Raw genomic sequence first — 19,407 nt, forward strand, 5'->3', positions numbered from 1 at the left:
AATTGATCACCCATGCGACCCGGTTGGTCACACCGGGCAATGATTGAACTGTGCACGACAGAGAGGGTCCGCGACATGGCCGAGCCCGTTCCCGAACCCGTGACGTCGGCGGCGCTTCCGCTCTACCTCCGGGTCGCCGCAGCGCTACGGGACGACCTCACCCAGCGCCGCATCGCCCCCGGCAGCCGGCTGCCGTCGGAACGTCACCTCGCCCACCGCTACCACGTCAACCGCCAGACGGTCCGCAGCGCGCTCCAGCTGCTGCGGGACGACCGGCTCGTGGTCACCGACCGGCGGGGCACCTTCGCCGCCGGCGCCGAGCACGAGCAGCCCGTCCCGGCCCCGGCGCCGCCGCGGCGCTCCTTCCCCGGCGGACCCCGCGCCGCCGAGGCCCTGGTGCGCGCCGCGCTGGCCTGGGAGGCCCCGCCGGCCTCGCTGGCCGGGCGGCTCTCCCTCGCCCCCGGCGAGCCGACCCTGGTCCACCGGCACACGGTGCTCACCCCGTCGGGGGCCTCGCTGCAGCGGTCGGTGTCCTGGTTCTCCCGGCCCGCCCTCGCCGAGATCCCCCAGCTGGCCCGCTACCGGCGCAGCGCCGAGCGGTACCGGCAGCAGCCCGATCTGCGCCTGCTGTACCACTGGATGCACCAGGCGGGTCTGCGCACCACGCACCGGGAGTCCGTCGGCGTGCCGCAGGAGCCGGACGGGCACTCCCAGGAGCGGGCGGCCGTCGGCGCGCCCCGGCTGAGCGTCCACCGGGTGGTGAGCGACCAGCACGGGCACGCACTGGAGGTCACGGACATCGACGTCGCGGCCCGGACGGGCTCCTGGACCTACGAGTTCAGCGGCTGACGGGCCCCGGGGCCGGCGGCTCGTGCGCCGGCGGCCCCGTGGGGGTGTCAGACGATGCCCTCGGCGATCTCCGCCTCCTCGCGGGCGCTGCCGTACGCCGACGGCGTCCCGTAGGAGCGGCGGGCGACGTACCACCACACGCTGGCGAGCACGAGCACCACGGCCAGCGCGATCACGGCGTAGTTCATGCTGTCGACCGTCACCGGGGACTTCTGCGGCAGGCAGAAGAGCACGGTCACGAGCGCCACCCACACGACCGCGGTCCAGCCGATCGGCCGGCTCCAACGGCCCAGGTTCCACGGGCCGGGGACGAAGTTCCGCCCGGCGCGCAGCCGCAGGTAGATCGGGATGGCGTAGGCGGGGGTGATGCCGATGACGTTGATCGCGGTGACGGCCCCGTAGGCGGTGGCCGAGTACAGCGAGGGGAGGGCGAGCACCCCGGCCGTGACGACGGAGAGCCAGACGGCCGGGACCGGGGTCTGGGTGCGGCTGCTGACCCGGCGCCAGAGGGCCGAGCCCGGCAGGGCGTTGTCCCGGCTGAAGGCGAAGACCATCCGGCTGGCGGCGGCGACCTCGGCGTTGCCGCAGAAGAGCTGGGCCACGATCACCACGAGCAGCAGGGCCTTGGCGCCGCCGGCGCCCAGCGCGTCCAGCAGGATCTGGGCGGGCGGGACGCCGGTGGCGCTGTTCTGCGTGCCCGCGTAGTCCTGGATGGCGAAGGTGAGCCCGGCGAGCAGGGCGAAGCCGGCGATCCAGGAGGCCCAGATGGAGCGGACGATGCCCTTGGCCGCGGTCACCGAGGCGTTGGAGGTCTCCTCCGAGAGGTGGGCGGAGGCGTCGTATCCGGAGAAGGTGTACTGGGCGAGCAGCAGGCCGATCGCGGCGACGTACAGCGGGTTGGTCCAGCCGGTGTCGTTGACGAACTCGGTGAAGACGAACGTGGCGGACTGGTGGTGGTCGGGGACGAGGGCGAGGGCGCCCACGATGAGGGCGACGCCGCCGAGGTGCCACCAGACGCTGATCGAGTTGAGCACGCTGACCAGGCGGACACCGTAGAGGTTGAGGACCGCGTGGACCAGCAGGATCGCCAGGAAGATCAGGAAGGTCGACCCCGTGGTGGGGACGAAGCCCCACTGGAGGTTGAGGAAGGCGCCGGTGAACAGCGCGGCACCGTAGTCGATTCCCGCGATGGCGCCGAGCAGGCCGAGCAGGTTGAGCCAGCCGGTGTACCAGCCCCAGCGACGCCCGCCGAGCCGGTCCGCCATGTAGTAGAGCGCACCCGAGGTGGGGTAGGCGCTGGTGACCTCGGCGAGGGCGAGGCCGACGCACAGCACGAACAGCCCGACGCCCGCCCAGCCCCAGAGCATCACGGCGGGGCCGCCGGTGCCGAGGCCGAAGCCGTAGAGGGTCATGCAGCCGGAGAGGATCGAGATGACCGAGAAGCTGATGGCGAAGTTCCCGAAGCCGCCCATCCGGCGGGCGAGGACCGGCTGGTAGCCGAGTTCTCTGAGCCGTGCCTCCTCGTCGTCGGCCGGAGGCGGCTTGCGTATCGCGTCGGTGGGGACGGTGCGGGACATGCGTTCCTCCGGGGGAAGGGGAGCGGGACGTACGGGGGACGTGTGGGGGGGGCGTACGGGGTGGAGGGCAGGGGCGTTCGGGCGTCGCCGCGGCCGGTCAGGGGGCCGGGCGGCTCTCCGCGCCGCCCAGACAGCGCGCCCTGGCCCGCAGGAAGACCTCCTCGGCGGGGCCGCGTTCGTCGGGGAGGGCGGTGCGGTACGCCCAGGGCTGGGGGGTCCAGTACGGACCGAGGGCGTCGAACACCCGGCTCGCGTCGGTGAACCTGAGGGCGCCGTAGAGGGCGTGCGCGAGGTAGTTCAGGTCGAGCAGGCTGGCCTCGTCGGTCGCGCAGAAGAGGAACCAGGCGTCCATGGCGCGGCGGGCGTCGCGCACGGCGTCCTCGGCGACCCAGTGCAGGTCGAGCGCGCGCTCGTGGCCGCGCTCGCGCCGGTAGCGCTCGACGCGCACATAGAGGGGGAGCGCGTGCAGGGCCGAGCCGACGGGGGCGGAGGACGAGGCCCACTGCGCGTAGTTGACGGCCTCGGAGAGCGGTCCGGGGCGGCGGGCGTAGACGAACTGCAGCATCCGGTGGTGCGCCTCGCGGTTGTACGGGTCGCGCTTCTCGGCCTCGGCGAGCAGGCCCCACGGGCCCGGCGGCAGCATCGGGGCGGGCGGCGGGAGCCGGTGCTCCTCCATGCTCTGGCGGGCGTCGAGCAGGGCGAGCGCGAGGCGGCACACCCAGGGCACGGGATCGGCGGGGGCCAGCTCGACGGCCTCCCGGCAGGCGGTCCAGGCCTCCTGCCACAGCTCGCGGGTGCGGGCGTGGGCGGTGCGGTGGGCACGTACGGCGCGTTCGACGGCGACCCGTGCGTGCATCACGGCGGCGGCGACGGAACCGGGCTGCTCGGCCCGCCAGGTGGCGACGACGTCGGTGCCGGCCGCGACGGCGGCGAGCACCTGGGTGCGCCGGGTCCAGCCGGGCCAGCCGGCCGTCTCGTCGAGGAGCCTGGCCATCGCCACCCAGCGGCCGGTCCGCAGGTCCTGGACGGCGCCCCGCAGGGCGTGGTCGTGGCCCGCCGGGTGGTAGACGGGCCGGAAGCCTTGCGCGGCCATCAGGGGGCCGGGCGGTGGGTGGGAGACATCGTTCCTCGGTGCGGTGGGTGGAGGGGGTGGTCGGCCCCGTGGCCATCCCGGCCGTGATCGGCGATCACTATAGAGGTCGCTGGACGTGACCGTTCCATCTTCTTCCGTGACCGTAACTATCAAGCCAACGACCGAGTTTGATTGGATGTCAGCGGCCTCGGGAAAACTGACGTGCTTGCCCGCGAAGGCTTGACGGGGCGCTTCGACTGCATCAGGCTGACCGGTTCCACGATCAAGGTCGCCAGCCACCGCACAGCAGCAGGGAGTCGCACGCATGACGGGCCCGGTACTCGCCGTCGACCAGGGCACGTCGGGCACCAAGGCCCTCGTCGTCTGCCCCGAACGGGGGGTCATCGGCAGCGGTTTCGCCCCGGTGCACCCCCGCGCGCTGCCGGGCGGCCTCGTCGAGGTCGACCCGCGTGAGCTGTACGACTCCGTCGTCAGCGCCGGACGCGCGGCGCTCACCGAGGCCGGGGAGCCGGCCGTCGCGGTGGGACTCGCCAACCAGGGCGAGACGGTGCTCGCGTGGGACCCGGCGACCGGCGAGCCGCTGACCGACGCCCTCGTCTGGCAGGACCGCAGGGCCGAGGCGTTGTGCCGTGAACTCGGCCCGCACGAGCCGGAGTTGAGACGAGTCACCGGACTGCCTCTCGACCCCTACTTCGCCGCTCCCAAGATGGCCTGGATCCGCCGCAGCCTGACCGGAGCCGGGGTCGTCACCACGAGCGACGCCTGGCTCGTGCACCGGCTCACCGGCGCCTTCGTCACCGACACCGCCACCGCCGGCCGCACCGGGCTGCTCGACCTCGACACCGTCGCCTGGTCCGGGCCCGCGCTCGACGTGTTCGGCCTCGGCGCGGAGCGGCTGCCGCGCGTGGTGGACAGCGACACCCCGGTGGGCACCACCACCGCCTTCGGCCCGCCGCTGCCGCTGACCGGGCTCCTCGTCGACCAGCAGGCGGCGCTGCTCGCCCAGGACGTGACCGAGCCCGGCGCGGCCAAGTGCACCTACGGCACCGGCGCCTTCCTGCTCGCCCAGACCGGTCCGGTGCCGCGCCGCGGCGACTCCGGCCTGGTCTCCTGTGTCGCCTGGCGGCTCCGCGGCGAGTCCAGCTACTGCCTGGACGGGCAGGTGTACACGGCCGCGTCCGCCGTGCGCTGGCTCACCGAACTGGGCGTGATCGCCGGGCCGGCCGACCTGGACACCGTCGGCGGCGCCGTCCCCGACGCCGGCGGCGTCACCTTCGTCCCCGCGCTCGCCGGGCTCGCCGCCCCCTGGTGGCGCGGCGACGTGCGCGGCTCGCTCACCGGACTCGGCCTGGACACCGGTCCCGGCCAGCTGGTCAGGGCGCTGTGCGAGGGCATCGCCGCGCAGGTCGTGGAGCTCGCCGGCGCCGCGGCGGCCGACCTGGGCGCGCCGCTCACCACGCTCCGGGTCGACGGCGGGCTCACCCGCTCCGCCCTGCTCATGCAGACGCAGGCCGACCTCCTCCAGCGGCCGGTCGAGGTCTCCGCGCTCCCCGACGCCACCGCGCTCGGCGTGGCGGCCGTCGCCCGGCTCGGCCACACACCCGGGCTCGCCGTCCACGAGGCCGTGCCGCCGTGGAAGCCGTCCGCCGTGTACGAGCCGCGGATCACGGCCGCCGAGGCGGCGGAGCGCCTGGACCGCTTCCGTACCGCCGTGGCGGGGCTGCTGGCCGCCGAGGAACGCGCCACCGTGGAGCAGAAGGGTCCGACCGCGTGAGCGTGACCCGTCGCGGGGTGCTGCCGGACACCTCCGGCCCGGGCGCCGCGTACGACGTCACGGTCGTCGGCGCGGGCGTGGTGGGCTGCGCGATCGCCCGCGAGCTGGCCCGCCATCCGCTGCGGGTCGCGCTCGTGGAGGCGTCCGGCGACATCGGCGAGGGCAGCTCCAAGGCCAACACCGCGATCCTGCACACCGGTTTCGACGCCGATCCCGGCTCCCTCGAAGCGCGTCTGGTCCGCGAGGGCAGCCGGCTGCTCGCCGCGTACGCCCGCGAGACCGGGATCCCGGTCGAGCCCGTCGGCGCGCTGCTCGTCGCCTGGGACGAGGACCAGCTCGCCGCGCTCCCCCGCCTCGCCGACAAGGCCGTACGCAACGGCCACCACGGCACCCGGATCGTCGGCTCCGCCGAACTGCGCGCGCTCGAACCCCACGTGGGCCCGGGCGCGCTGGGCGCCCTGGCCGTGCCCGACGAGTCGCTGATCTGCTCCTGGACCACCCCGCTCGCCTACGCCACCCAGGCCGTCCGCTCCGGTGTCGACCTGCACCTCGACTGCCCGGTGGAGAGGGTGCGGCCGGGCGGCCCCGGCACACCGCACCGGCTGATCACCCGGCGCGGTGTGCTGCGCACCCGTCACCTGGTCAACGCCTGCGGACTGTACGCGGACGCCTTCGACGCGCTGGTCGGGCGGTACGACTTCACGGTCACCCCGCGGCGCGGGCAGCTCGTCGTCTTCGACAAGTTCGCGCGCGAGCTCGTCCGGCACATCCTGCTGCCGGTGCCCGGCGCCCTCGGCAAGGGCGTGCTGGTCGCGCCGACCGTCTACGGCAACGTGATGCTCGGCCCGACCGCCGAGGACCTCGACGACAAGACCGCCACCGGTTCCACCGCGGAGGGGCTCGCCGCCCTGCGCGCCCAGGGCCGCCGGATCCTGCCCGCGCTGCTCGACGAGGAGGTCACCGCGGTCTACGCGGGGCTGCGGGCCGCCACCGGCGCCGAGGACTACCGGATCGCGGCCCACCCGGAGCTGCGGTACGTGACGGTGGGCGGGATCCGGTCCACCGGGCTCACGGCCTCTCTGGCCATCGCCCGGCACACCGTGGAGCTCCTCGCCGACACGGGTCTTCCGCTCGGAGCGGAACGCAGCCTCGCCCCCGTGACGATGCCCAACCTCGGCGAGGCGTTCCCCCGCCCGTACCGGGACGCCGACCTCATCGCCCGCGACCCCGCGTACGGCGACATCGTCTGCCACTGCGAGCGGGTCACCCGCGGCGAGATCCGCGACGCGCTCGCCTCCGCCGTGCCGCCCGCCTCGCTCGACGGACTGCGGCGCAGGACCCGGGCGCGGGCCGGGCGCTGCCAGGGCTTCTCGTGCGGTGCGGCGGTGCGGGCCCTGTTCGAGGAAGGCGCACGGTGAAGCGCACGGTCGACGTCCTGATCGTCGGCGCGGGCCCCGCGGGCCTCGCGGCGGCCGCCCGGCTGGCCACCGCGGGCGCGGGACGCGTCGAGGTCCTGGAGCGGGAGCGGACGGCCGGCGGCGTCCCGCGGCACTGCGCGCGGGGTGGCTTCGGCGCGCTCACCGGCCCCGGCTACGCCCGCCGGGCGGTGCGTGACGCCACCCGGGCCGGGGCGGTCGTCCGCACCGGGGTGAGCGCCACGGGCTGGGCCGGGCCGCTCACCCTGGAGGTCACCGCACCCACGGGCCTCGAACGGATCGGCGCCCGGGCCGTCGTCCTCGCCACCGGGGCGCGCGAACGGCCGCGCAGCGCCCGCCTGGTGCCGGGCAGCCGGCCCGCCGGGGTGTTCAGCACCGGTGAACTCCAGCAGTCGGTCGAGCTGTTCGGGCTGCGCCGCGAGCGGATCGGGCGCCGTGCGGTCGTGGTGGGCTCCGAGCCGGTCGCCCGGCACGCGGTGCGCACCCTGCGCCGGGCCGGGGTCGCGGTCGTCGCGGTCGTCGCGGAGCAGCCGCACGGTCCGCGCCTGCCGGCGCCCGTGCTGCGCGGGGCGACGGTCGTCGAACTGGTCGGGCGGGGCCGTCTGTCGGGAGTGGTCGTGCGCGGTGCGGACGGGCGTACCGGGCTGCTGCGCTGCGACACCGTCGTCTTCACCGGCGACTGGATCCCCGACCACGAACTCGCCCGCGGAGGTGGCGTCCCCCTCGACCCCGCGACCCGCGGCCCGGCCGTCGACCCGGCGTTCCGTACGCCCGTGCCGGGGGTCTTCGCGGTGGGCAACCTGCTGCGGGGCGTGGAGCCCGGGGTGGTGGCGGCCGCGGAGGGCCGGTCGGTGGCCGCCGCCGTCCTCGACCACCTCGCGGGCGCGCCCTGGCCCGCCCCAGGCGTCCCCCTCGCCCCGGAGGGCGCCCTGCGCTGGGCCACCCCCAACCGCCTCACCGGGCCCGCCCCGGCCCTGCTGCTCCGCCCCGCGCGGCGGCTGTCGCGCCCACTGCTCACCGTCGTACAGGACGACCGGGTGCTGCACGAGGGCCGGCTCCCCGGGCGGCTCGAAGCCCACCGCTCGGTCCGTCCGCCGACCGGCTGGACGGCCGATGTGGACCCGGCGGGCGGCCCGGTGGTCCTCCGCCTCGACGGACGCGAGGCCTGCACGGGCGGTGGACCTGCCGACGCGGCGGGGCCGCACGGGCGGTAGGCCTGCCGGGGCGGGGGCGGTCACACGGGCGGTCGGTCTACCGGGTGGTGGGGGCCGCAGGGGCCGTCGGCCTGCCGGGACCGGAGGGGGCCGCACCGGCCGTCGGTCTACCGGGACCGGTGGGGGCCGCACCGGCCGTCGGCATGGCTCGGGCGCTCTCGACCGCGGTGGCGGGTTCCGCGACACTGGGCGGTATGCCCGAGAAGCGCAGTGCCGGTCTCCTCCTCTACCGCAGGACCGCCGACGGCGGTACGGAGGTGCTCATCGGCCATATGGGAGGTCCGTTCTGGTCCTCACGGTCCGATGCCGCCTGGAGCGTCCCCAAGGGCGAGTACGGGCCCGACGAGACGCCCGAGGCCGCCGCGCGGCGGGAGTTCGAGGAGGAGCTGGGGCTTCCGGCGCCGGACGGCGAGCACATCGCACTCGGGGAGGTCCGGCAGGCGAACGGAAAGACCGTCACCGTCTGGGCCGTCGAGGCGGATCTCGACCCCCAGCGGATGGTGCCGGGCACGTTCACCATGGAATGGCCGCGCGGCTCCGGCGTGCTGCGGGAGTTCCCGGAGCTCGACCGGGTCGGCTGGTTCACCCTCGCGGAGGCCGCGCCCCTGCTGGTGGCGGGTCAGCGGGCGTTCCTGGAGCGGCTGGCGGCGCACCTCGGCGGGCCAGGGGCCTGATTGTCAGACCCGTGCGAGAGGGTGGGCAGGACGACCGCCACCTGCTCGAGAGGGAGCCCGACATGACGACGTTCACCGGCCGCGAGCGCGCCGCCGCCCAGGCCTACCTGCGGCTGCTCGAATCCACCCAGGCGGTGCTCGCCGATCCGCACCTCGAGCCGTACGCGGCGGCGATGCTGACGCATCCGATGGCCGAGGCGGACGCGGCGCTGCGCGAGGCGGGCTTCTCGGGGAACGAGGCGCATCTGTTGAGTCTCGTGGCGGCGCTGCGGGCCTCCCCCACGGCCGATCGGAGCAGGCCCGTGTGAGGGCGCCCGGCCCCCGGCCCCCCAGCCCGGCCGGTGGGCCGGGGGGCGCATCCCCGGCCCACCGGGACCCTGTCGACTCCTGCGTCACCCCCCGTCAGTCCCGAACAGCGCCCGTCAGGCCCCGTCAGGGCCCGCCAGGCGCCGTCAGACCCTGTCGGCCCGCCCGTCCGCTCTCCCCGCGGTCCGTCGGCTCGGGGTGCCGGCGGCGGCCCAGGAGTTCGGCGAGGCCCCGGCGGGTGGCGGCGACCACGACCCGGTCGCCGGGGCCGAGGACGTCACCGGGGGCGAGCTGCCACACCAGGCCGTAGCCCCTGCGGTCGACGGCCACGCCGGCCGGGCCGCGCGCGACGACCCGCCAGGCGCCGGGGCGGAACGCCTGGGCGACGGTCCGGCCCTCCAGGAGCGGATGGTCGGTGACGTCGAGCGCCGCGAAGAGCAGCACCCGGCGCTCCACGGGGATGGCGCCCAGGACCTGGCGGCCCATCATCGCCCCGGCGAAGGCGGGCGCCGACAGATGGGACACACTGCGGCTGCGGGTGAGGGCGCCGGGGTGCGCGGCGCGCAGCGTGCGGTAGACGGCGGTGGCGAAGTCGTCGTCGTACAGGCGCAGCGCCACCCGCAGCTCGGGGCTGATCGACCGGGCGTGCAGCGCCGCCTCCAGGTTGGTGATGTCGACGCTGGTCAGGGCCAGCAGGGCGCGCGCCCGGTGGATGCGGGCGGCTTCCAGGACGCCCTCCTCCGTGACGTCGCCGATGACCGTGGGCACCCGCAGCCGCCGGGCCAGCGCCAGGCCGCGGGCCTCGGGGTCGGCCTCCACGCAGACGACCGGGATGTTCATCCGGCGCAGCCGGGCGAGCACCCGGGTGCCGACCTTGCCGAGGCCGAGCAGCACCACGTGCCCGGACAGGCCCCGGGGCGGCCGGCGCAGGGTGGTCGCCGAGCGGAAGGTGCCCATGGCCTCCAGGAGCGCGGCGACGAGCACGGGCAGCAGGAGCAGCCCGACGAACCCGGCGAGGATCTGCAGCAGCTGGCGGCTGGTCGGCTCGTCCACCGCCGGGTCGCCGATGGCGAAGACGTCCAGGAGCGTCAGATAGGCGGCGTGCAGCGGGTGGTCGCCGGTCGCGAGCGTCGAGGCCAGGGCGATCGCCAGGACCGCGGCCGCCACTCCCGCGAGGGACCAGCGCAGCCGTCGGGAGAAGAGCGAGCCGACGGGCAGCGCGGAGGCGCCGAGCCAGCCGGTGCTCTGGGCGGGGCCCTCGTAGGTGACGGCTTCCAGGGCGACGATCCCGCGCCCGGTGGCGGCGGCGACGGCGGCGTCGTCGGGAAGCAGCTGCGGACCCTGGTCGCCGCTGCGCTCGGAGCCCTCGCTGCCCGCCGGGTCGCTCGCGGTCGCGGAGAGCAGCGCCAGGGTGCACAGGCCCGGGTCGGCGACCTCGCCGGGGGCGGGCGGGGTGCGGTCGACGGCGTGCAGCAGCAGTCCGCCGGCCTGGATCACCTTCTTGCTCCCGGCGACGGCGGTGGCCGCGAGGGCGGGCGCGGCGGTGTCGGCGTCGGAGAGCACGGTGGTGGACGCGTCGAGCTTCTCGGGGTCGAGGCCGGGCTCGGACACGGCCGCGGCCTGGTCGAGGAGGCCGGCCAGGTGCTGGCCGAGCTTGCGGTTGTAGAGCCGGATGACCAGTCGCAGCCTCGGGTTGAGCCGGCGGGCGGCCAGCGCGGCGCGGATGTTGCGCTCGTCGTCCTCGTGGACCAGGGCGAGCGCGGCGGCCCGCTGCACGCCCGCGTCGAGCAGTGCCTGGTCGTCTGCCTCGCCGGTCTCCATGACCCGGATCGGGCGCCCCGCCGGGTGCGGCTCGCCCGCACCGGCCGGGCCGGCGCCCGTGGTGCGGGTGACGGCGGCGGTCACCCGGCCGAAGAGCGCGGCGGCCCGTCCCGTGCGGGCGGCCGCGGGCCGGCTCGGCGCCTCGGCGGGTGCGGGGACGAGCAGGGTGACGCGCTCCTCGTACATCTCGTGCAGCTCCGCCGCGAGACGGTGGGCGAGCACGTCGTCACCGCAGACGATCATGTGTTCGGCGGGGGCGTGGCCGTCGGCGTCGCCGGGCGCAACGGGCCTGCTCTGGTTCGGGAATGAGGACACGTCACCAGGATGCCCTGCGGCACCGACAGGCCGGTCGCCGCCCACCGGGCGAGGGGCGGCGGGAGCTGCGGCGGGGCGACGCGCCCACCCTCCGGCACGGGCGCTACGCCGGTCGGCGCACTCCGTCCTGCGGTCGCCGCACCCCGTTCCTACGGTGGCTGAATGATCGTCATGCCAGCTGTCCGTCATGCCGCCGCCGGTGCCGCGGCGCTGCTGCTCGTCCTGCCGGTTCCCCTGGCCTCGGCTTCCGTCGTGTCCGAGCCCACCCCGCCGGCGCGCTCCTTCGTCGATCCCGCCCGCCTCGACCGCTCGGGAACGCAGGTGCAGCCGCTGCCGGGCGCCCCGCGGCTGCCCTCCCTGTCGGCGCTGTCCTGGGTGGTGGCCGACGCGGCCACCGGCGAGGTCCTCGCGGCCCGCGACGCGCACCGGCCGCTGCCGCCGGCGAGCACCCTGAAGACCCTGTTCGCGCTGACCGCGCTGCCCCACCACGATCCGGACGAGCGGCACACCGTCAGCGACGCGGAGCTCACCGGCATCGGCGAGGGCAGCAGCCTCGTCGGGGTGAAGGAGGGCTACACGTACAAGGTGTCGGACCTGTGGAACGGCGTCTTCCTCAGCTCCGGCAACGACGCGGTGCACGTCCTCGCCTCGATGAACGGCGGCTGGGAGTCGATGACCCGGCAGATGCAGGCGAAGGCCCGCGCCCTGGGTGCCCGCGACACCCGGGTGGTCTCCCCCGACGGTTACGACGCGCCGGGCCAGGTCTCCTCGGCGTACGACCTGGCGGTCTTCGGGCGGGCGGGCCTGCAGGATCCCCTGTTCACCCGCTACTGCTCCACCCGCTACGCCGACTTCCCGGCCGGCTCCTGGTCGTACGGCATCGCGAACACCAACCGGCTGCTCACCGGCGCGGACGGGGTGGCCCGCTATCCGGGGCTCCTCGGCATCAAGAACGGCTACACCAGCAATGCCGGGAACACCCTGGTCGCGGGGGCGCGGCGCGGGGGGCGCACGCTGGTCGTATCGGTGATGAACCCTCAGTGGGGCGGTGGTCTCGCGGTGTACGAGGAGGCCCGGGAGCTGCTCGACTGGGGCTTCGACGCGGCGGGGCGGGTCCGGCCGGTGGGCTCCCTCAAGCCGGTGAAGGCCGTGCGCGCGGGCGCCCGCGCCGAGGCCCGTGCGGCGGCCCAGGCCGGGCCGCAGGCGGCTCTCGCGGCGGCCCCGGCCGGCGCGGTCCACCGCGACCCGCACCAGGAGTCCGCTCCCACGGGTACGGCGGCCGGCCTTCCGCTGGCCCTCGTGGGCTCGGCGCTGGGCGCGGCGCTCTCGCTGTGGCTGTGGCGGCGGTTCGGCGCGCGCGGGAACTGAGCGCCGACGGGGCCGGAACGGTTCGGCGGGTGCCGAACGGTCCGGCTCCTAGCCTGCTCGGGCGCCGTCCGGGAGGGTCCCGGGCCGGGCGCGCGAGGAGTGGCGCGATGGGCGTGGGGACGGGGCGGTACGCGGCGGCGGTCGCGCGGCGGTTTCACGAGGTGAACGGCGTGCATGCGATGACGACGGCGGACGACGCCTATGTGAGCGCGCAGTTCACGCCCCTGGAGGAGCTGTGCGCCGTGCTCGGGCGGGACGCGGACGAGGCGCGGCGGCAGATGCTGGACGGGCTGCTGCCGCTGCCGGGCTATCTGCGCTCGGACGGCGCGGAGATGGTGCCGCACGACCTGTTCGCGCTTTCCGCCGCGGCCGGGGGTGCGGAGCGGCTGCGGGCGTGGTTCGTGGCGCACTGGGAGGACGCGTCCGAGGGCGCCGAGGAGTGGGCGGCGTATCTGAGCGGCCGGTACGTGTGTCTGCACCGGGTCGCCCCGGACACGATCCGCCGCAAGGGCGCCCTGACGGCTGCGATCGCGGCGGCCGTCGCGGCGCCGCGGCCGGACTCGCCGGAGTGGGCGGCCTCGCTGCACGCGCTGGTGGACGAGCTCGACGGTCTGGAACCGGACTTCGCCCCGTACGACCGGCTGCGCTTCGGCGGGCCGACGTCCCGGGACGTCTGGGTGGACGCGGTACGGGCCCGCTGGGCGCGCCCGTGACCTCCGTCCGCCCCCCTGCCGTTTTGACCTTCCGCCGTCGAACCCTCGCCCCTCAGACCTCCGGTTCGTCGGGGCGCGGGCGCTCGCGTCCGGTGAGGTGGCGGCGCGACCAGCCCATCAGCAGGCGCAGCAGGCACACCAGGGTCACGACCCAGACGGCGGCGAACGCCCAGATCAGGGCGGGTGCTTCGGTGGCGACGGCGAGCACGAAGAGGATGATCGCGACGATGCCGAGGACGGCGGTGGCGGGTCCTTCGACGCGCCGAACCCATCGGCCGGTACGCAGCCCTCGGGCGAGCGCCCTGTCCTGTCCCAGGTCCCGTTCAATCTCGGCCAGAATGCGCCGTTCACGTGGTGAGAGCCGTGCCTCGTCCATCGCCGACACCTCCCGGACGGTCGCGGGCGGCCGTCGCCGACCGCGCCCTGTACCCCTCCGTTACCCCGCCCGGCCGCGCCGAACCGCCCCCGGGGCCATGACCGCGACGACCGGGCGCGGCTCGGGCCGGGGCTGGGCCAGGTAGCGTTCGGCGGCGTGGGCCGCCTCGCGGGCGGTGCGCTCTCCCATGAGGACGCAGAGCGTGTACGCGGTGTCCTCGAACCGGCGACGGACCGATACGTCGCACGGCCGCGCCAGGACCTGTCGCTCCTGGGCGCGGTAGCTCCGCAGGAGCTGATCGATCGTGTTTCGGTCGGGCAGCAGCATCCGGTCCTCCTGTACGGCCCTGGCCCCCCGGCACCACCATCGTCGGGGCACATGCTCACAAGCGCGACCCGCAGCGCCACGCTCCGTGACCACCGGCCCGTCCCGCGTGCGCGGGCGCGCCCGATGGCGGAAGGTCGAGGGGAGGGAGGACGGAAGGTCAGGTCATGAAACCGAGCGAGGGTCTGCGTGTCGTCGTCACCGGCGCCACGGGAAACGTCGGCACGAGTGTGGTCCGCGCGCTGGAACGGGAGCCGCGGGTCGCCTCCGTGCTGGGTCTGGCCCGGCGCAGCCCCCGGCTGTCGCCGGCGAAGACGGAGTGGGCCGAGGTGGACCTGTCGATGGCGGGCGACGAGCCCCGCCTCGCCCAGTACCTGGAGGACGCGGACGCGGTCGTCCATCTGGCCTGGCGCTTCCAGCCGACGCACGATCCGGCGGTGACCTGGGAGAGCAATGTGCTCGGCTCGGTACGGGTCTTCGACGCCGTCGCGGCCGCGCGCGTGCCGGTCCTGGTGTACGCCTCGTCGGTCGGCGCCTACTCCCCCGGTCCCAAGGACGGCCCGCCGGTCTCGGAGTCCTGGCCGACGCACGGCTGGCCGGGCGCCGCGTACACCCGCGAGAAGGCGTACGTGGAGCGGGTTCTGGACACCTTCGAGCGGGACCATCCACAGACGCGGGTGGTGCGGATGCGGCCCGGATTCCTGTTCAAGGAGGAGTCGGCGAGCGAGCAGCGGCGGATCTTCCTGGGGCGTTTCTTCCCGGGCCATCTGTTCCGGCCCGACCTGCTTCCGCTCGTACCGGAACTCTCCGGGCTGCGCTTCCAGGTGCTGCACACCGACGACGCGGCCGACGCCTACCGGCGGGCGCTGCTGCGGGACGTGCGGGGCGCGTTCAACCTGGCGGCCGATCCGGTGGTCGACGCGGGGACGCTCGCGGGGCTCTTCGACGCGCGTCCGGTGAAGGTGCCGAACGCCGCGGTGCGGGGCGCGCTCGCGGCGGCCTGGCGGCTGCGCGTCGCGCCCGCGTCGCCGGGGCTGTTCGACGCCGTGCTGCGGTTGCCGCTGCTGGCCACCGACCGGGCGCGGCGGGAGCTGGAGTGGGAGCCGTCCAGGACCTCGGTCGAGGCCCTGGAGGAGTTCCTGCGCGGGGTCCGCAGCGGTGGCGGCGACGCCACGGACCCGCTCGCCGGCCGGCGCGTCGGCTGACCCGTCAGCCCCAGTCGACGATCCGCATGGCCGCGCCGGCGGCCTCCCGGCCCCGGCAGTGGGCGCGGTGGTGGGCGAGCAGGGCGTCGATGTCGAGGTGGCGGCCGAAGGCGGGCTGCGCGGCGAGCCTCTGGGCGTACGCCCAGAGGGCGGGGTGGTCGGCGACCCGGTCCATCGCGGCGGCGTCGAGGTGCCAGCGGTGGACGGTGTCGAGCTGGACCAGGGTGACCCAGACGGTCACGTCGGCGGCGGTGGGCGCGTCGCCGAGCACGTACGGGTGGCGGGCGAGCCGCCGCTCGAGGGAGCCGAGCGCGGCGAAGAGCACGGTGAGCGGGTCGCGGTGGGCGGCCTGGTCGTCGAGGCCGAGTTCGCCGGCGCGCTGGGCGGCGGCGTGGATGCTGTGCGCGCAGAGGTCGGCGATGGCCGCGATCTCGTCCTGGTCGGCCTCGGGGAGGAGTTCGGGCCCGTCGCCGCGGAAGCGCAGGGCGAGGTCGCGCAGGATGTCGGGCACGTGGGTGGAGACGATCCGCCCGGTCCAGCCGTCGCTGAGCACGGGCGCGGCGGCGGGTCCCGGGTACTGGTGGGCGCTGGCCTCGTACAGCGGGCGCAGCACGGCGTAGCCGCCGTCGGGCGTGTCGGGGAGGGCGGGCAGGACGGTCAGCGGGAGCGTCTCGTCGAGGCCCAGGAGGCTGTGGGTGACGGCCACGCCCAGACAGCCGGGGTCGGCGGGCGCCAGATGGAGCCGGTAGCGGTGCGGTACGGCGTAGTGGCCGCTGCGGACGTCGCAGCCGATCCGGCCTCGGAAGACCGGGACGGCGGTGAGCGGGACGATCGACGGGACCACCGACGGGGCGGTGGAGGGGGCGGTGGAGCGGACGACGGACATGCTTCTCCCTGGGTTGCTCGGTGCTGGGTCGCGGTGGCGCACGACGGCGTCGGCGCGCGCCCGGAGGCAGCAGAGGTACGGGAAGGAGGAGATCGAGCCGAGACGCGGACGGGACGCGGGGGGCTTGCTCCGATCGGGAGTGGCGCCCGCGCCGGACGGGCCCCGGGACGGGCTCGGGGCCGGCCCCTAGGCCGCGCTGCAGACTCGCAGCAGATCGATGTGGCGGCGGGAGGTCAGCGGCAGGGTGCGCGGCAGGCGGGCGGCACGTGCCGTGCCCGCCGCGTCCTCGGCTCCCATGGTCGCCATGGTTCCCTACCTGTTCGCTCGGTTTCCCGTCCACGAGTGTGGGATCGCCCGCGCCCCCCGTCAAGGGTGCGGAATAATGCTCCTATGCGCATTTCAGCCAGGGCCGATTACGCGGTGCGGGCCGCCCTCCAGCTCGCCGCGGCCCAGGACACCGGACCGGTGAAGGCCGAGGCCATCGCCGACTGCCAGGGGATCTCGCACAAGTTCCTCGAAGGCATCCTCGGCGACATGCGCAAGGGCGGCCTGGTGCAGAGCCAGCGCGGCGGCAACGGCGGCTACTGGCTGGCGAAGCCGGCCGGGGAGATCTCCGTCGCGGACGTGATCCGCTGCGTGGAGGGCCCGCTGGTCTCGGTGCGCGGGGTGCGCCCGCCCGAGCTCTCGTACACCGGTCCGGCCGAGTCGCTGCTGACCCTCTGGGTGGCCCTGCGGGCGAACGTGCGCCATGTGCTCGACGGGGTGTCGCTGGCGGAGCTGGCCTCGGCGAAGCTGCCGCCCGAGGTGGTGGCCCTCGCCGAGGACCCGGACGCCTGGACCAATCCGTAACCGTCCGGCCCCGCGCGACGGCCCTGGTCGGCCCGACCTTCATCCGCTTTTCGAGATGCGATTGTCCGCGATGCGGACGCCTCTTGGGGCCCGGGCGGCCCCTCTGCCAGTATCCCTACTATTCCAGTGGGGATACTAGGGATCATGTGAGGTGACGTGAGAACGCCGAAGAAGTCTGCGATACGCCCCACCTCCGCGTCGGTCGACCGCCCGGCCGCCGACGCGATCTGGCCCCGCGTCACCAGGGAGCTCGCCGACGACCTCGCGGTGGACGCCCTGGCCAGGGACCGTGCGGGCAAGGCCCCCTTCGACGAGGTCGCGCGGCTCCAGGAGGCCGGGCTGCCCGCCCTGCTCACCGCGCCCGGGCCCAGCGGGCGCGGCGCCGACTGGCGCACCGCGTGCGGGGTGATCAGGGAGATCTCCGCGGCCGACGGCTCGATCGGCGAACTCCTCGCCCACCACTGCGTGCTGTCCTGGACCTCGCGGTTCCTCGGCCCCGCGGCCGGTCCGCTGGACCTCGACACCGTCACCGCCGAGGAGGGCTGGCTGCTCGCCGGGGCGGTCGAGCCGCCGCGCGTGGACGCCGGGCCCGCCGGGCTCACCCTGACCCCGGCCGGCGGCGGCGCCTACGTCCTGGACGGACGCCGCGCCTTCGCCTCCGGGGTGACCGTCGCCGACCGCCTGGTCGTCGGAGCCCGCTGTACGGAGACGGGGGACCTGCTGATCGTCCTGGTCGACCCGGCCCACCCGGCGGTGTTCACCGACGCGGGCGCCGAGCGGGTCGGCCAGCGCCTCGCGGGCGCCGGGACGGTCACCTTCGACCAGGTGCCGGTCACGGCGGCGCAGGTGCTCGGCGCGCTCCCGCACGACGAGCACGCCGTCGCCCCGTACTCGACCCTCGCGCCGCTCGCCCTGCGGCTGCTCCTGGTCCACGTCGGGCTCGGCATCGCCGAAGGCGCGCTCGCCGAGGCCCGGGACATCAGCCGGGCCACGCAGGCCGCGCCGCCACCGGCCGAAGGGGCGCGCGGCAGGTCCGCGTTCGCCGCCGACTTCCCGACCGGCTTCGGGACCGGATTCGCGGCCGGATTCGCGGCGGACGGCGACGGGCCGGGTGCGGGCGGGCGGAATCCGGCCGCGGGCTTCGCGGACATCGGTTCCGGGGACGATCCGTACCTCCTGCTCGCCTACGGGGAGTTGGCGACCGCCGCGCACGCCGCCGCGGCTGTGGTGGAGCGGGCCACGGACGCCCTCGCCCACGGGCTGGTCGAGGAGCGGGCCCTCGACGTCGAGGAGCGCGCGGACATCGCCGTCCTGGTCGCGGCGGCGGAGACCGTCACCAACCGGGCCGCGGTCGACATCACCACCCGCATCCTCGAACTCGTCGACCCGGCCACCGCCGTCCGCCCACACGCCACCGGACAGGGCTTCGACCGCTTCTGGCGCAACGTCCGGTCGCTCACCGCCCCCGTCTCGCCGGACCACCGGCTGCGGGACATCGGGGACCACTACCTCAACGGCACCCACGCCCGGCTCACCCTCCTGGCGTAACCCGGGCCGATCGGCAGGGCGGTTCGGGACCTCCGGCCCTCTCCCGGGGCGGCCGATGGGCCCAAGCTGGAGGCAGCGGGCCGGCCGGCCGACCGGCCCGAAGCCGAGCCGACGGAGGCAGCCTGATGAGTCGTGAGATCGTCGCGGGAGTGGACGGTTCCCCGGAGAGCCTGGCCGCGGCGGACTGGGCCGCGCGAGAGGCGCTGCGCAGGGGGCTCCCCCTCCGGCTGGTGCACGCCTGGCGGTGGGAGCCGCTCGACCTGCCCCTGCTCCAGGACCCGACGAGCCAGCAGCAGGCCGCCCAGGACGTGGTGCGCGGGGCCGAGGCGACCATCGCCGAGCGCTACCCGGAGCTCGGGTCGTCCGCCGAGGTCGTGGGCGACACACCGGTCGCCGCGCTCCTCGACACCGCGCGGGAGGCCGATCTGCTGGTGATCGGCTCGCGCGGGCACGGCCCCGTCACCGGCTACCTCCTCGGCTCGTACGGGCAGCAGATCATCGCCGACGCCCGGTGCCCGGTCGTCGCGGTCCGCGCCCGCGACGGCGCCGCGGCCGAACCGCCCGCCGGGGAGATCCTGGTCGGCCAGCACGGCAGCCCCGAGGACAGCGCGCCGGCGCTGCGGTTCGCCTTCGAGGCGGCCGAGGCCCGCGGCGCGGCGGTCAGGGCGGTACGGGCCTGGAGCCTGCCGCCCCTCCTCGCGTACAGCCCGGCCTCGCTGCGGCTCGCCGACGAGGCCGGCGGGCTCGTGCCGTACGAGGAGAAGGCACTGCGCGAGGCCCTCGCACCGTGGCGGGAGCGCCACCCGGGTGTCCCGGTCACCGCGCACGTGGAGCTGGGCAGCGCCGGGCAGGTGCTGCTCTCCGGCTCGGGCTCCGCGCAGCTGCTCGTGGTGGGGCGGCGGGCGCGGCGCGGGGCGCTCGGCGGGCGGATCGGGTCGGTGGCGCACGCGGCGCTGCACCTCGCCCCGTGCCCGGTCGCGGTGGTGCCGCACGAGGTTGACGCACAGGATTGACGAGGGGTGTCGCGCCGGCCGGGGCCGGAAAGTGTTGTTTCCGTCGCCCCGGTGGCTCTCCCACGA

General features: G+C 75.7%; 18 protein-coding genes. 12 read left to right on the forward strand and 6 right to left on the reverse strand.

Features of this window, described 5'->3' with window-relative positions:
- Window positions 1–75 precede the first annotated feature (75 nt).
- Window positions 76–849 carry a GntR family transcriptional regulator gene (locus tag ACH414_RS17265; RefSeq protein ID WP_398942298.1) on the forward strand — a complete coding sequence of 258 codons (774 nt, stop codon included), beginning with the start codon at window positions 76–78 and terminating at the stop codon, window positions 847–849.
- Window positions 850–896: 47 nt separating this feature from the next.
- Here the strand turns inward: ACH414_RS17265 and ACH414_RS17270 are convergent, their stop codons facing one another.
- Together ACH414_RS17270 and ACH414_RS17275 are read right to left on the reverse strand one after the other, a co-directional pair.
- Window positions 897–2,426 (reverse strand): amino acid permease, encoded by a 1,530-nt coding sequence (locus ACH414_RS17270; RefSeq protein WP_398942299.1) that lies wholly within the window; start codon window positions 2,424–2,426, stop codon window positions 897–899.
- A 97-nt stretch (window positions 2,427–2,523) separates the two neighbouring features.
- Window positions 2,524–3,519, reverse strand: a complete 996-nt coding sequence (locus ACH414_RS17275) for a hypothetical protein (protein WP_382534140.1) — start codon at window positions 3,517–3,519, stop codon at window positions 2,524–2,526.
- A 304-nt stretch (window positions 3,520–3,823) separates the two neighbouring features.
- Here ACH414_RS17275 and ACH414_RS17280 point away from each other — a divergent pair, with 304 nt between their 5' ends.
- The 5 genes from ACH414_RS17280 to ACH414_RS17300 all read left to right on the forward strand — a co-directional run bounded on the left by ACH414_RS17280 (window position 3,824) and on the right by ACH414_RS17300 (window position 8,925).
- Window positions 3,824–5,293, forward strand: coding sequence for an FGGY family carbohydrate kinase (locus ACH414_RS17280; protein WP_398942300.1), 1,470 nt, complete (start codon window positions 3,824–3,826; stop codon window positions 5,291–5,293).
- Window positions 5,290–6,711: an FAD-dependent oxidoreductase gene (locus tag ACH414_RS17285; RefSeq protein ID WP_382534137.1), complete on the forward strand. Its 1,422-nt coding sequence runs from the start codon at window positions 5,290–5,292 to the stop codon at window positions 6,709–6,711. The genes ACH414_RS17280 and ACH414_RS17285 overlap by 4 nt, the downstream gene beginning before the upstream one ends.
- The gene (locus ACH414_RS17290) at window positions 6,708–7,943 is read left to right on the forward strand and encodes an FAD-dependent oxidoreductase (RefSeq protein WP_398942301.1); all 1,236 of its coding nucleotides are present in this window, start codon (window positions 6,708–6,710) and stop codon (window positions 7,941–7,943) included. Before ACH414_RS17285 ends, ACH414_RS17290 begins: the two co-directional genes overlap by 4 nt.
- Before the next feature lie 194 nt (window positions 7,944–8,137).
- On the forward strand, window positions 8,138–8,617 hold the full coding sequence (locus ACH414_RS17295) for an NUDIX domain-containing protein (RefSeq protein WP_386570145.1): 480 nt from the start codon (window positions 8,138–8,140) through the stop codon (window positions 8,615–8,617).
- A gap of 62 nt (window positions 8,618–8,679) precedes the next feature.
- Window positions 8,680–8,925 carry a hypothetical protein gene (locus ACH414_RS17300; RefSeq protein WP_386570147.1) on the forward strand — a complete coding sequence of 82 codons (246 nt, stop codon included), beginning with the start codon at window positions 8,680–8,682 and terminating at the stop codon, window positions 8,923–8,925.
- 124 nt (window positions 8,926–9,049) lie between these two features.
- Here the strand turns inward: ACH414_RS17300 and ACH414_RS17305 are convergent, their stop codons facing one another.
- A complete protein-coding gene (locus tag ACH414_RS17305) occupies window positions 9,050–10,987 on the reverse strand; it encodes an NAD-binding protein (RefSeq protein WP_386570168.1) in 1,938 nt (645 codons plus the stop codon).
- Window positions 10,988–11,230: 243 nt separating this feature from the next.
- On the opposite strand from ACH414_RS17305, the gene ACH414_RS17310 reads away from it, so the two are divergent.
- Both ACH414_RS17310 and ACH414_RS17315 read left to right on the forward strand, forming a co-directional pair.
- A complete protein-coding gene (locus ACH414_RS17310; RefSeq protein ID WP_398942304.1) occupies window positions 11,231–12,427 on the forward strand; it encodes a D-alanyl-D-alanine carboxypeptidase family protein in 1,197 nt (398 codons plus the stop codon).
- Between the two features lie 179 nt (window positions 12,428–12,606).
- Window positions 12,607–13,140, forward strand: a complete 534-nt coding sequence (locus ACH414_RS17315; RefSeq protein ID WP_382534247.1) for a DUF6058 family natural product biosynthesis protein — start codon at window positions 12,607–12,609, stop codon at window positions 13,138–13,140.
- Between the two features lie 52 nt (window positions 13,141–13,192).
- Here the strand turns inward: ACH414_RS17315 and ACH414_RS17320 are convergent, their stop codons facing one another.
- Both ACH414_RS17320 and ACH414_RS17325 read right to left on the reverse strand, forming a co-directional pair.
- Window positions 13,193–13,516, reverse strand: coding sequence for a DUF3040 domain-containing protein (locus ACH414_RS17320; RefSeq protein WP_382534128.1), 324 nt, complete (start codon window positions 13,514–13,516; stop codon window positions 13,193–13,195).
- Between the two features lie 60 nt (window positions 13,517–13,576).
- Window positions 13,577–13,843 carry a DUF5133 domain-containing protein gene (locus ACH414_RS17325; protein WP_382534126.1) on the reverse strand — a complete coding sequence of 89 codons (267 nt, stop codon included), beginning with the start codon at window positions 13,841–13,843 and terminating at the stop codon, window positions 13,577–13,579.
- A gap of 164 nt (window positions 13,844–14,007) precedes the next feature.
- Between ACH414_RS17325 and ACH414_RS17330 the strand changes: the two genes are divergently transcribed.
- Window positions 14,008–15,045, forward strand: coding sequence for an NAD-dependent epimerase/dehydratase family protein (locus ACH414_RS17330; protein WP_382534125.1), 1,038 nt, complete (start codon window positions 14,008–14,010; stop codon window positions 15,043–15,045).
- A 4-nt stretch (window positions 15,046–15,049) separates the two neighbouring features.
- Here the strand turns inward: ACH414_RS17330 and ACH414_RS17335 are convergent, their stop codons facing one another.
- On the reverse strand, window positions 15,050–15,931 hold the full coding sequence (locus ACH414_RS17335) for a glutathione S-transferase C-terminal domain-containing protein (RefSeq protein WP_398942306.1): 882 nt from the start codon (window positions 15,929–15,931) through the stop codon (window positions 15,050–15,052).
- A 390-nt stretch (window positions 15,932–16,321) separates the two neighbouring features.
- On the opposite strand from ACH414_RS17335, the gene ACH414_RS17340 reads away from it, so the two are divergent.
- From ACH414_RS17340 to ACH414_RS17350, 3 genes are all read left to right on the forward strand, one after another.
- Window positions 16,322–16,780: an RrF2 family transcriptional regulator gene (locus ACH414_RS17340; protein WP_382534121.1), complete on the forward strand. Its 459-nt coding sequence runs from the start codon at window positions 16,322–16,324 to the stop codon at window positions 16,778–16,780.
- A 156-nt stretch (window positions 16,781–16,936) separates the two neighbouring features.
- Entirely contained in the window at window positions 16,937–18,328 is a 1,392-nt protein-coding gene (locus tag ACH414_RS17345) for an acyl-CoA dehydrogenase (RefSeq protein ID WP_382534120.1), read from the forward strand.
- Window positions 18,329–18,453: 125 nt separating this feature from the next.
- The gene (locus ACH414_RS17350; RefSeq protein ID WP_386570153.1) at window positions 18,454–19,341 is read left to right on the forward strand and encodes a universal stress protein; all 888 of its coding nucleotides are present in this window, start codon (window positions 18,454–18,456) and stop codon (window positions 19,339–19,341) included.
- The last annotated feature ends 66 nt before the right edge of the window (window positions 19,342–19,407 follow it).

The organism is Streptomyces sp. NPDC020422 (assembly GCF_044386705.1).
GTDB lineage: Bacteria > Actinomycetota > Actinomycetes > Streptomycetales > Streptomycetaceae > Streptomyces.